A 14,685-nucleotide genomic window follows, 5' to 3' on the forward strand; every position below is an offset into this window, starting at 1 on the left:
ATAAAATATTATATTATGAGTTAGTTATAAGTTATAATAGTAAATATTTATGAATTAAATATTATTATAAACTTAAAAAACAAATTATTCATAATTTGTCAATTAGTTATATATTTGTAATATTGATTTATGTAATTAATAAAATATTTTATATTTCATTTTAATTTGTACATTAATAAAATTAAAGAATTTATTAATTTTAAAATAATATTTTACAAATAAAATAACATGCATTAGTCTAATTATCTTAATAAGTTTTGCTATTAGTTCATGATCTGAATGTTAATACTGAACTATGCTTGATTTATGCAAACTTTAACGATATATAATTATTTACTAAGTATTAATTAATTCATAAGAATATGTTTATTATAACACTTAGTACTACTTTTATTAGTAAAATAAACTTTTATAAAGTTACTTGTAACAACATAAGAGCGGTATCTTTAATAAAGATCCTTGTAATAATTTAAATTAGTTTAAATAAAAGATATTACTGAATACAAGATCCATGTTAAACTTAAAATAAGTTTAAATTGTTAAACTAATAGCATTAAGCAAGCTACACCACTTAGTGTGGTACTTACTTTGTAAGTAAAGTAAAGAATAAGGATTGGGTTATTTTATTCATTTAATATTTCACTATCAACTCATTAGTTAGTAATAAATAGTATGTTTATTTAGTCAATTTACCAAAGAATATTTGGTAAGTTCAGATTATGTAATGTCAACAAGTTGACATTAACGTAAGCTTCAGTCTTACGATACACATGTGTGATATTACCATTATTTTACAGATTGCGCTTATCTTGATAGTCTTCTTGATAATTAGCTATGTCAAGAATAATACTTTAACATATTAATAATTTTATTAAATTATAATAGCTGTAATGCCAGAGTGATGCGTGATTTATGAGGATGAGATATCAACGCAAAAGCATCTTAAATATTAGGCCTGGGAAGTTATGCGCTACGTTCTTTACACTGCTTGTAATGCCGTGTTTGATATATTTTATGTGATTTTTTAGTAGCAGAAAACAAGTATTTTGAATTATGTGTTTTGACCACCATCGCTTACATTTCAATTTTTGCTGCGTTGCTTTTTTTGCAACCAATCGCGGCGGTCTTTGGTACGTTTTTTTTTGCTAAAAGCATATCCATTATTGCCAGCGACTATTGCATATCGTCTTCTTTTACCGTTAACTGTACCAATTGGCGAGTATTGGGGTCAAGTGTTGTTTCGCGTAACTGCAGCGGGTTCATTTCCCCTAGCCCTTTAAAACGCTGCACTGTAGGTTTGCCTTTTTTGCGTTTTAATTGTTTTAGTACGCTTATTTTCTTCTTCATTTAGTGTTTAATAAACTGTTTTATTGAAATCGATGCAATAGAGTGGTGGCATAGCCAAATAAATATTACCCTCCTTTACCAGTTTACGGAAATGCTGCATGAACAAAAGCACATAGCAACGTTGCAATATGCAGGCCATCTGAGTCTGCATCTGCCAGGATGCAAATTTTGCCGTACCGTAGCTGACTTAGATCGTTGCTATCAGGATCGATACCCAAGTGCTACTGATATATTATGTACTTCCTGCGATGCCAATGTCATCGTCTGATGACACCTCTCAGGTGTTAAGTATTTTCCCTTTAAGCGGCATAATAGCTTGATATTGCCGATTTCTTGCCTGTTTTGGCAGATCCCGTCAGCCGAATCCCCTTCAACCAGGAATATTTCCGTACGTTCCAAATCCTGAGCGGTACAGTCAGCCAACTTTTCTGGCAGCGATGGAACGTTAGTAAATTTTGATGCACTACTTTCTTAGCCGCACGCAAACGACGGTGGGCGTGGATGACAGCTATTTCTGCAAGCTGCTCTGCTTCTAATATATTTTGATTTAGCCAAAGGCTAAAAGCATTTTTCACACAGCTAGAAATAAATGTGGTGCTTTGTCGCGATGACAGCCTTTCTTTGGTTTGGCTGGTGAACTGTGGATTAAGCATTTGTACCGATAGTACATAAGAGCAGCGCTCCCAGATATCGTCCACCGACAATTTAATGCCACGCGGCAAAAGATTGCGATATTCGCAAAGCTCTCGTATCGCATCTAACAGACCCTGGCGCAACCCGTTAACGTGAGTTCCACCCCTGTGGGGTGGGGAGTAAATTCACATAGCTCTCGGTCATCAATTCTCCATTTTCCGGCAGCCAGAGCAATGCCAAATTTACTATTGCACTATCCGCCTTTTATCGTGCTAAAAAAAGGAGATTTTGGTAGCGTAGTAAGTCCATTTATTTTTTCATTGAAGTAATCAGTCAAGCCTGCCTGGTAGCACCAACTTTGTTGAATATTATTCACCTGATCCTGAAAGACAATTTTTACGCCGGGACAAAGAATCTCCTTCGCTTTTAGCAAATGTTTTGGACGTGATATTGAGAAGCAGGGATTATCGAAGAATCGCTTGTCCGGCCAGAAATGGACACTAGTGCCGCTATTAAACTTGGAACAAGTGCCAATTACTCTTAGATCTTCTACTTTATTACTATTCTCAAACACGATGCGGTAAATATTACCGTTGCGCCGCATTGTTACATCAACTTTTGTGGACAGGGCGTTAACTACCGATATACCTACCCCATGTAGTCCGCCGGAGAATTAATAATTTTATTAGAAAACTTGCCGCCGGCGTGCAATCGGAAAGTATCAATTCCACCGCGGGCACACCCTCTTTAGGGTGGATATCGACCGGAATACCGCGCCCGTTGTCATTAATTTTTAGCGACTGATCGGCGTGCAAAATTACATTAATGCTCTTAGCATAGCCTGCAATAGCCTGGTCAAAGCTATTATCTATCACTTCTTGTCTAAGATGATTAGGCCGAGAAGTATCGGTATATATTCCTAGATGTCATCGAATTGGTTCTAATACGCTTAGTACTTCTATCGTATTAGAGTTATAGTTTTATATGATTTATAAATTGACTCCTATATTATAATATACCGTTTAGGTAGTTTACCTCAAAGGTTATTAATTTGGAATTAGATATACTTTGTAGCGTCAATTATAGTTTAACCAGGAGGTAAGCCTTAAAATTCCATGATGTAAAGTAATTATTAAAACCTACGAAAGTGCGGTGTGTCATTTAATTATACGGTTTAGTTATAATAGGTCTATTTAAACCTTAGCAAGGAGGTAATCTGGGATATTAGCTGCTTCTTTGCTTCAGAAATCAAGTAATATTCTGCAACTTTAGTACATTTACCCGCATCATCTTTAATTTAATAGATGTCAGCGTTGCAAAAATATTTTTGATATGAGGTGAATATTTCTTGCCCTCTAAAATATTACATAAGTAAATTCAAGGGATTAATCGTCAGCATTAGAATAAATTGCGATAATTAAGTGTAACCTCATTATTCAAAATGTATTCATCAATTTTGGCAGTTTTAGTTAGCTATTTCATAATAGTTTTATTATTTATTTTTAATAAGGCATTAGCTGATAGATATCTGTACGGTGGTACATTTAGTAAATATCTAGCTAGATAGCTAGGTTAACAAGTAGGAATTATTGAAGTTATGTGGATATAAACGTGTTTACATAAGTATCTCTTATAAATCAGTGCGTGTAGATTAATCAGTGCACGCGTATATGTTTTATTTTTAGTTGCCGCGCTGTAGTCTGTTCGGTGCACCCAAGCAATAAGCTAGAAATGACGCCGGTCAAATTGATTTGCGGGTGCCTATATTGACATTGGTACAATGCGGTTTGAAATACACGTAGGTGAAAGGCGTTGCTACATGTACTGTCCTAGTCAATTTAACTTTTTAGTGCTTGATGAATATTTTTCAGTACATAATATTAATTAATACAGGTGGTTGTATCACGTTCGTAAGTGGTGTTTCAGGTTGTAACAATCAATCTAAATATAGCCTAAAAGAAGTATGATATTAATATGTAATAGCAATATATATTTTCTAAGGTTTGGTGGGCTGGTTGTAACCAGCCCACCAAACCTTACAAGCTCTAAAGCTAATAGTTGTTTAATTTGCTGGTTAGCAAGCTGTGTTTTTTAGCAGTATTAACTGCTACTTTTTGCCGATTAGTAACTATTTAGCACTGGAGATTATCTACTTATTAAGTACATATTAATTACTATGTATCGTTTTCAGAAAAATCATAGTTAACAGGGATAGACAACAGCAGAGAGCGGGTCATGCGCATAATCTCGGTAGTAGAATAACGATAGACCTAAGATTTAGTAACCTCGCGTTTAGGTAGCTAGTAATGATTATTAAATGAAAGAGCAGCTGTTATAGCTGTAATATTGTACTGTGTTTTCAGTATCTGGCTATGCCTGCGCAAGGTATTTGACCCACCGCGAGAATAATATCTCATACTCACTCGTAAACAAGTTGGTATTGACGATTTTTAAAATACCGACATTATCGTTCTCTAGCTACAAAAGATAGTCAACATGTTATCTTAATATTATTCTTTGGATATCTAACTATATAACTTAACAAATAGGAATTGTTATGGCAATATGCCTCTAAAAGAATAGCGTAATTTGTTCGCGAAGATTTTTAATTTATGTTAATACATAAATGTTGAAAGAATGTATTTCTTTAAATAAGTTAAATGCGATGTGTAGCTAATAATCAGTTGCCTAAAATTCATTTTTTAATTATAGCTTCATATTGTAGCGTAATAATCATAAAAAGAAAGTTTATTTCGGTAGGTGGTGTCATAAAAGTAATAGAAGATATTTTATCTACATAATTAATAACCCCACCCTTTTCTTAAAGATTCATGGTGCAATGCTAGCCATTGCAGAGCAATCACAGAGGCGGCATTATCAATAACTCCTTCTTCCACCCAACAGTATGCTTGTGTGCGGCTTACTGCATGGAGACGGATATCTTCATTTTCATCTATTAATCCATGGATACCCTCAGCTTTTTGTGCATTTACTTCTCCTACCATCACCATCAGGCGTTCACTTGTGCTTCCAGGACTAGCTAAATAGCTTAGCATATGTTTGCAGCGACCTACCGATAGGCCTGTTTCCTCAACCGCTTCTCGTCGGGCAACCTGTTCGAATGTTTCTCCAGGCTTAATCATACCAGCTACTAGTTCTAATAGCCAAGGGGTCAGGCTGCTATCATAAGCGGCAATACGAATTTGCTCTAATAATATAACTTGATCACGCTGTGCGTCATATGGTAATAGTACAACCGCATGTCCGCGCTCAAAAATCTCCCTGGTCACGGGCTGGCTCATGTTTCCATTAAATAGTTTGTGACGGAAGTGATAAAGTTTCATCTTGAAAAAGCCATTATACAATGTGTTACGGGAAAGCATTTCAACATCATCACGACAAAATGTAACCGGCGTAACAAAAGAAGAAGTCATTATAAGCGCTCCTATTATGAAATAACTCCATAGACAGGTTAGTTCAATCAGACTGCTAGAAACTAATATTTATTATGAATCACAAAGAGTAGTGCCTCACTATTGTAAATAATGCCGGCATGGCGCGTACAGCCTCCTGATTCTGTTCTGATAATTATGTTATTTAAAACAATTTAACTAAATAAATTATTTTACTTACTTATAAAATTGAGTCTCGTGAACTTTTAGTAAAATAATTAGGTGTAAAATCCACCACAGACTACAACCAAGTGTATTAGTAGATGAGTTTTTTTTCAACCTGCGATTTTCGCTACCCCACTCTCAATATGTCTTTTCCAAGACTTAATGAAAGAATAGTCCCCCCTAGGGTTTTTCATGATGATTGAAATAAATTATACGTGCACTTAGTATTTTACGATAACCATGGTGTCAATTGCAACGGGTTCAATGAGGCGCTAGAATTGACTTATACTATTTCGATATATCGAAATACTGTATTTCAACTCTTAGCAATGGCTATTTTAAGATATGTCATATTGATCTATAATTATTAATGCTTAATGTATTTAATACTAATGTAATATATTAAATATTGTAATATAACATACGCAAAACAGATGTTTATTGTCAATAAAGCAAATAATCGTGTTTTTTAACGTTGGTTTTGGAGAGATTACTTATATTTAACATGAGAATACGTAATATAATATTGTTTTGTTTTCGACAATGATCATTAATCATGATCTTAACAATGTGCTATAAGCGCTACAGTATATTATTAGTATTAATTATCCGTAATTAGTTATTATGAATTATCGTTAGTTTAAAAACTTAGCGTAGAATGCGATTATTAACATCTTAAAAGAGACTCATAATAGGATCTTAACCTAAGGTATTAACACGTTTTCGCAAGATTTAATCTATGAACAAATCTTTTGCTACTAAGCGGTTATTTGCCGACTCTGGACATAAATGTGTTGTTGATTTCGGCTATACTAAAGAGAACTATTTTAGTTCTTATAATAATTTCTTTATTAATGCTTATAAGCAGCTAAAGATATCGGACTAAACCTCAAATATTGTTTTAATATGTTGTGTTATAGTTACGGTTTTTTAACTGTTAGTAGTTACAACGTGTATTATAATTTCGTTAGCGTAAGTTAACAGTTTAAAAAAGCTCATGGCACCATGGTCAGGATTTTGCGTTCGTCGTTTAACAATATTTTAATTTCATTTTTGCATTGTTATTGCCTACGAAAAAGATTTTTTTGAGCAAAATTCTATGGGGTGTTTAAACCTCACTATTAGGTAGACATTTTTACGATAATAGCTGCACGAGCTGCCTGCGTTACTAACACGTTATATCGTGGAAAACTAAATCTATTCCAGGTTAGATAAAGCGATTAGATTAATAAGTTAAACCTGTCATCTGCCCTTTATACTTTGAATAAATCAAAGTTAATAACTCTGAATAATACGAATACGTTTAAAAAACGATACTCATGGATCCGCAGATCGTTTCACCGAAAATGCTCCTTAAGATAGCCCATGCCGATGGTTTTGGTATGTTGCAAAAGCGACCCTCAAAATATCGTTCAGTAGCAAGTATTACTTGTGGTTCCTCAACTATCGTATACAACCAATTTATCCTAATTATAGCAGCTACTTCACCGACGTCTAATGAGCTTATTATATGCAATTACTGCCGGCATGAAGTTCTATTCTAGAGATATAGCTATATCTGTTTTCTGATCTTGGCCGCTGGCGATATCTTTTGTTTTTACCTGCTGTTAAAGAAAAAGATCATAAAGAAATGTATAATTACGTAAAGATATCGATTGCAAACGGTCTATGCTTTATTTGTCATCATGTCTCCTCTATTAATTCAATTTACCTTTTAATAAAACAGGATTGGAATAATACAAAATATACTAAATAGATTAATAACGTTACCTCTCGGCAACTACTTGGTCCCTTTATCAAATAGCGATTATAATACTATGAATAGATACTATTTTCTATTAACCAGTTATAAAAAGCGATGAAATATTATGTTGTACACACACAGTGATACTATCGTACTAGTATCAATCACTATCTTAGCAAACAAATATCCATGTACTGTAATACAGTTTTCTTAATCACCGTCTTATAAATAACTAACAGAACATAAAATACATCGTAATCGATAAAAACTATACCGACGCGCGAGAAAGCTATCAAGTCTGATTTTCATTTTACATCATTGTCAGTGGCCGCAAAAGTGCTATACGATCGCTATTAGTTCATTGCACCTTGGGGTGTAAATAAAAACGTTGGAGGCGGATAACGCTAAGGGCTATCAAAAATATGTTTACAGGTAGTTGACAAGATGTTGTTTAACCATAGACTGATAACTTGCTTTTGTGTACCTTTGCATATATGATTGTTTATATACCACACGTCTAGCAAGTAACTTCAGCTGTTATGTTAATTTTGTTTTGACTGGACAAACAAAATCTATTATCCGCCAAAATTGTTAGAAATCAATAACAATACACTTATTGTGCTGTATGAAGCAGTGTTATTTCAATAGATTTATCTAGAATATCTGGATTCATGCTAAGTAATATTGTTTGCCAACACCTGGTTATTACAATAGTCTACAAGAAGATTTAATCTTCTTTTGCTGTAACTTTAATCGCATCACGATTTATCTATACTTTATAGGCGATTAAGTACCAAAAGCTTTGATAAAAGATCGTGTGATAATCTCTCATTTGCAGAGTTTTGTCATGGAGACAACGTTACTTAAAATACGTTTCTTTATATTGCTGCTCCCAGTATCTGAGAGAAAGGGAAATTTCTAAATATGTATAATCAAGTTAGCAACAATCTGTTCAAGCTTTACCTTTGGGAATTTATTCCCCGCAAGATGTTATCTATTAAGCTTGATAAATGGGAGTCTTTGGTTAGCTATCGTATTAGAAATGCGTCTTGTATAACAAAAAAACTTTTATCAGTACTCTTCTGATAAGAGTTTTTTACTATCTTAATTTATTAATAATCTATTTTAGAAGAAAATTTCCTGCTGATAAACAATGATGTATGGTAGAATTAATATTCTCTTTCAATAGGTGTGAACGTTCAAATATTCTAGTAAAATGAGAAAATATCTAAGTGGTGTGGTACAGCTAGGAATATTTTATTATACAGATATTTTCTGTAACGCTTCTGGGGTATAGCTATTATAGTTTATCAGTAATTGGCTGGTCAACTATGAAACCTTTGTCATTGTTTTTCGTGAATGTAGATATATAATTACATAGTATCTTTCCTGTTTTGATCCGCATATTATCTTTGATTAATCTTGTTTTTCCTGTTAATGTTTAAATTTACCTAAACGGGGATAAAGTATGTTGCTATATACCTTATTGTGTTATGAGTCATGACTCTCAGTCTTGTAATCGATTAATTGTCGATCTTGCTTTCTAACAACAAAGTATTCCCTTTGGGAATTGAACAGTTCGGTATTTAATATTGCTAATAATCTATTAAGCAAGGGGTTTTTGCGTTTTTATCTTCCTCCCCTGCGTTCACTGATTAAATGATTATGCATATTAATAGGGATAGTTTTTCCCTACATGGGTGTAACTTGTGCGCAAGTTTTTATAATCAAATGACCGTATTTGTTACTGGCTATTTACTTTTATTTCACATGGGGATAATATTTCCCCTTAATTACAAAAATGTTTGATACAGCTGTTATCAGAAACGAGATATAACGTGGTATCTTTCAGGTCTTGTATCGAACTATTAATGATTTATTAATAGATAGATATTAGCATTTTACTCAACATTTATCCTTAATTTGTTGTCTTTTGTTACTGTGATTTATGGTAAGATTTTAACGTCTTATCGCATAAATGAGATAAAATAATTAAATCAATCAAGAAATTATAGAATTTCAAATTAATAAATTAAGATTAAATATAATTTTAGTCAGTGTATTATTATATTCTAACTTAGTGCCCACCTGATTTAGATCATAGCTTATACTGCTCAATCATGACAGTAGTACTGCGAAATTATCTCTTAGTCATACCAGTTCGCAGTGCATATCGATGATACATAACGCCAACAAAATTAATTCTACGAGATTATCACTTCATATAAGATAATTATTCGGTGTTAGCATACGTGACTGATCTGCAAGTATATAAAGTAGTTTATTTATCAGGTGGATACACTATTGGAGTTTTTTATATGTGTTGTAGTCTTTAGTATTATACGTTTATTTATTGATCAGTTATTCACGGAGTAATTGAGGATTTGCTCTTAGCAATAGATGTAAAAGTTAAAGTCAGTTGCCAATTAACTCCAATTAAAGTGATTGCCCAGATACTTAATTTACTTCACACTTCCAGAAGACGACGATAAGTGACTAGATCTTTAATGGTAAGCACTGGCATATTATGATGTTGAGAAAAAACTATAATTTCTGGAACTTGTGCCATTGTGCCATCGTCATTGGTAACTTCACATAGCACGCCAGCTGGCTTCAGTCCGGCGAGCGTGGTCAAATCAACGGCTGCTTCGGTATGTCCACCGCGCACCAGAACACCACCTCGCTGCGCTAACAGCGGAAATACATGCCCGGGACGGTTAAGATCATTTGGTTTAGCGTTATCTTTTATTGCGGTCCGAATTGTCGTGAGTCGATCAGCGGCAGATACCCCTGTGCTAATGCCTTGAGCAGCTTCAATAGTCACGGTAAAAGGCGTTTGATAATGACTGCTGTTATGTTCAACCATCATCGGTAGCTTTAGTTGTTGGCGGCGTTCTTCAGTTAGTGATAAACACACAATACCGCTGCCGTGGCGAATAGTCAGCGCCATTTGCTCAAAAGTCATGTTTTCTGCGGCAAATATCATATCTCCTTCATTTTCACGATCTGCATCGTCTAGTACGAGTACTCCGCGGCCGTTGCGCAGCGCCTCCAATGCATTCTCCACGCGTTGAAGTGGAGAACCGAATTCGGAAAGAACTGTCTGATTCATGGTAAATAAAATCCTTATAATTAATGTGGATTACCATAATCAGGGCAGATCTAGGATTGGCCGATAACCGGCCAGAATAACGATATCAATCCTTTTATAGTTAGATATCATTATTTTCCCATCGAGATTATTACCTCGGCCCTTGAGTTATGTCTGATCTGCGAATCTTAGATCGAACGCATTCTTATTGCTCATGGGCTTTTTGTGCAATACTCTAGCCAGTGGTGTATCTCCCTGGTGGTGGGGGATTGCATTCCGCCCTGAGAACTAATAAATAATATTTTAGCTTAAATCTGGAACTAAAGCAATTAGCAAACGCATAATTTCAATGCATGCTTTTGTTTTTACTTAGAAGTTACAAGCATTAAACTTATCATTATTTATTCTGACTAAATGAGGGAATCTTTGATGATTGATCCAAAGAAACTTAAAGAGTTTGTTTGTCAGGTACAGGAATCGCTACCCCAAGGCATCCGCGATTGGGGTGACGATTTGGAAAAAATACTCTATCAAATGCTGAAAAATTATTTCAGCCGTATAGACCTGGTAGGCCGCGAGGAATTTGATGTACAGACCCAGCTACTGCGGCGCACTTGTGAGAAACTGCATCAATTAGAATTACGACTTAACGCTCTGCAAAAAGATTTAGAAAAATGATGCATGCGCGGTAGAGAAGCCACGAAAGTGTGAGCAAAGTTTTAAAACTAAACCATAATCGCGTTTACTACATTTAAGGGTAAGGACTGAAGACGACGTTACTTACGAATTTACAAAAAAGGCTAAAGACACATATATTAAAGGATATATTGTATAGAGGTAAGCTCTTTTACCAAAATATTAACTTCTGATAAGGTTGATATGGACCACAGGTGTGGTGCAATGGTGCCTGGAATAATGTTGAATTTTTTCTATTATCCGAGGTATTCTATATTAAAGTACCGCTATACTAGCTTTAACTTGCAGTTTAACCTCTTTTGTCGTTTTTGATGGTATTAATGATATTGGTAGTAGAACAACCTTCTTCAAAATTTAGTACTCTCACGTCACCTCCGTTATTATAGACTTCCTGGTTGCCGGCGATTTGGTGCGGATGGTAATCACCGCCTTTGACCAGTATATCTGGTAGTATATTCGCAATTAGCTTCTGAGGAGTGTCCTCGCTAAAAGGTAGTACCCAATCTACCGACTCGAGCGCTGCCAGAACATTCATGCGCTGCTTCAGAGAATTTACTGGACGGCTTTCCCCTTTTAAACGCTTGGTAGAATCATCACTATTCACCGCAACGATAAGCCTGTCTCCCAATCGCCGTGCATTAGTGAGATAACTGACGTGACCTGCATGCAATATATCAAAAATACCGTTAGTCATAACCACCCTTTCGCCGCGTATGCGTGCCAACACTAGCGCTTTCTTAAGCTCACTCTCTGTAATGACGCCAAAGCCCGTTGTAACGCGCCCGTGTATGGCTGTTTCTAATTCGATGGGACTTATTGTCGACGTACCCAATTTTCCGACTACCACTCCAGCTGCAGCATTGGCTAGAAAACAAGATTCTTCAAGGCTATTACCAGCAGCTAATGCGGCAGCTAGCACGCCAATGACCGTGTCCCCTGCGCCGGTAACGTCGTAGACTTCTTGTGCCTGTGTAGGTATATTCAACGGATATTTACCAGGGCAGATCAAGGTCATGCCTTGCTCTGCCCTGGTAATCAGCAACGCTGAAAGCCGGTAATCTGCGATTATTTTCATGCCTCTGCTTACTAGCGTTTCCTCATTTTTACATGCTCCTGCCACTGCCTCAAACTCAGATATATTTGGCGTTAGCAGTGTCGCCCCTTGATAACGACTGAAGTCAGTACCTTTTGGATCGACAAGCACCGGTACGCCGGCCACCTGCGCTAGCGTAATTATTTCTTGCACCTGTGCTAACGCGCCTTTCGCATAGTCAGACAGCACCAATACGCCTGTTTTTGGTAGCGCGCGCTGAATACATTCTAGCATGGGAGAGGCATCGACATCGTCGAATCCTTGTTCAAAATCTAGTCGTATAAGCTGCTGATTACGTGATAATACTCGCAACTTGGTTATCGTTGGATGAGTAGAAACAGCGACAAAATCGTAGGTCACATCCATATCGCTAAGCAGCTCTCTTAGAACTCTGGCTGCGTCGTCTATGCCGGTTAGGCCGATGATCCTGGAATAGCATCCCAGCGCGGCAATATTCATCACTACGTTGGCGGCACCTCCGGGACGCTCCTTAATGGCATCAACTTTTACTATAGATACCGGAGCTTCAGGTGAGATCCTACTGGTGGAACCGTACCAGTATCGGTCTAACATAACATCACCCACGACCAGAACGCTTGCCCGGCGGAAATCAGGCAAGGCTACTTTCATTTGTTTTGCTCCAACGAAATTCAGTTTAAAGGTCAAAATAATATCATAAGGCGGTAGGGGATCGGAAACCCTTATGCGGGGGGCAGTTTTGAGCGTAATTTTGTTTGCCCACCCACCACTTGCGTAGGTCATTCCTGCCCGTACAGTAGTATATCTATGGCAAACTTGTACTTACTGACATTAAACTAATTAATGTCTATAGTTTGATATGATAAGTATTTTGCAGCATCGTGTGTTTATTTAATCATACCAAATGAATGATCTCGCATTTACAATCAGCTCAAAATACGCATATTATCTGATAATCGCTTCAATTTAGGATGTGTGACCGAGTGTCGAAGCAATTAAATGCTGTGCTAAAATTAGATATTGATGATATCATACTCATGTATTTTGATATTAAAACGATAGGTTTCTTAATATACTAATGGTTACCGTACTGTATCAGACATTTTACTTACTTTTCGGCGCCGCGTCTAATAGGATTTGAATCTACTCTTGTAGTGCAAGAGTACCCATTAAGGTCTAGTATTTATTTAGTTAATTAGCTTCTCTTTGCCGGTTATTAAATAAATGCACGATTTTTTATAACCAAACTCGTCACAAATAAACTCGTCGGTCATCAATTCTACTTAGTCTATCGAACATGGCAATAATTTGATGTTGATGCAACAATACTAGGTATAAATAGGAGTTGTAGATCTTTTCCCAATTGTCCAGGTTACTATAGTTAATTATATAAATTTAGCATACTAAGCATATCCCGGATGTAAAAGATGCGCATGACATGCAGAAATACTTTATTTTATATCTGTAGATGATGATATAAATCATAACTATCATCTATGATACGACATAGTTATCTTTAATATATATCATTATTCGTACATCCTGCCTATATTGTCTGTGGTCATGTATAAAGCATACTTTAACATTGTGAATTACTGCAGTGCTTTCAATTTTGTTTCTAATTTATCTTTAGAAGTAAAAAGTAAATATTAAGACAGTTCTTCCAATAATTTGCCACCGATATCAGTGGATAGTAAATAGAGCATCGTACTCGCATAATGCGTCAAGTAATAGTGAGAATGTTGCTCGAACTAACCGGTAAATCAGCGACGACATGGGTAACAAGAGAATCAAATGTCTTAATAAACCTGATTTATGCTAGTAGCAATGTTCTATATAAGTGGTTTACAAAATAACAATGCTGATTAGCATCGATGTTAACTGTATTTAAAGTTAATCACCATAAATAAATAACATGGCTTGCACCATACTAGGTGCACTTAAATACGCCTATCGTTTATAATTAATTGAAATATCTGTGGACAATAAACTATATATTAACTTACAAATAACTCTCACACCTTATTTTATATTATCTTAGAATCCAGTTGCGGTAGCGCATTTTTCGTAAGCCTCTTGTTCATTCTTGTAGGGATTATATGGAATAACTACGAAGTTCAATGCCAACTTAAGTTAGATAAAAAACAACATGCTGTATTTTATTATTTGTAGTAGTTATCATTGCAAAATGACGGTAACTCATCTCCATATGATTAATAGAACTTTCTAAGTTAGGTTATTTGAGTGCTTACCTTCAAACATTGTTTACCGAAATGAGTGAAAAACTGTGCGTTTGACCAGCTAGCGGTTGATGATTAAATTGTTTTCTGAATAAGCTAAAATTAGATCAATATCTGAGGAGATATATTGCTTGCGGCTGTCCAGCGTATCCGGGCCAAAATTAGTAGTGGTTATGGGTTGCCGTCAACATTGCAGTGCGTGCCCCATTCTCAGTTACACACATGCCATAGCCAATCGTGTCGAG

General features: G+C 35.6%; 4 protein-coding genes and 1 pseudogene. 1 reads left to right on the forward strand and 4 read right to left on the reverse strand.

Translation table 11 applies throughout. The features are described 5' to 3' along the window. Positions 1-1,081: 1,081 nt before the first annotated feature. The 3 genes and pseudogenes from parE to ribB all read right to left on the reverse strand — a co-directional run bounded on the left by parE (position 1,082) and on the right by ribB (position 10,453). Positions 1,082-2,942 (reverse strand): annotated as a pseudogene (gene parE, locus HBA_RS01145) (DNA topoisomerase IV subunit B). 1,839 nt (positions 2,943-4,781) lie between these two features. Beyond that, a complete protein-coding gene (gene nudF, locus HBA_RS01150; protein WP_097032223.1) occupies positions 4,782-5,414 on the reverse strand; it encodes an ADP-ribose diphosphatase in 633 nt (210 codons plus the stop codon). A gap of 4,394 nt (positions 5,415-9,808) precedes the next feature. Further along, on the reverse strand, positions 9,809-10,453 hold the full coding sequence (gene ribB, locus HBA_RS01155) for a 3,4-dihydroxy-2-butanone-4-phosphate synthase (RefSeq protein ID WP_097032224.1): 645 nt from the start codon (positions 10,451-10,453) through the stop codon (positions 9,809-9,811). A gap of 408 nt (positions 10,454-10,861) precedes the next feature. On the opposite strand from ribB, the gene HBA_RS01160 reads away from it, so the two are divergent. Beyond that, positions 10,862-11,110, forward strand: a complete 249-nt coding sequence (locus HBA_RS01160; RefSeq protein WP_097032225.1) for an accessory factor UbiK family protein — start codon at positions 10,862-10,864, stop codon at positions 11,108-11,110. 307 nt (positions 11,111-11,417) lie between these two features. On the opposite strand, the gene hldE is transcribed toward HBA_RS01160, so the two are convergent. Next, entirely contained in the window at positions 11,418-12,851 is a 1,434-nt protein-coding gene (gene hldE, locus HBA_RS01165; protein WP_097032611.1) for a bifunctional D-glycero-beta-D-manno-heptose-7-phosphate kinase/D-glycero-beta-D-manno-heptose 1-phosphate adenylyltransferase HldE, read from the reverse strand. Between the last annotated feature and the right edge of the window lie 1,834 nt (positions 12,852-14,685).

Origin of the sequence: Sodalis endosymbiont of Henestaris halophilus (genome assembly GCF_900161835.1) — a bacterium.
Classification (GTDB): Bacteria; Pseudomonadota; Gammaproteobacteria; order Enterobacterales; family Enterobacteriaceae.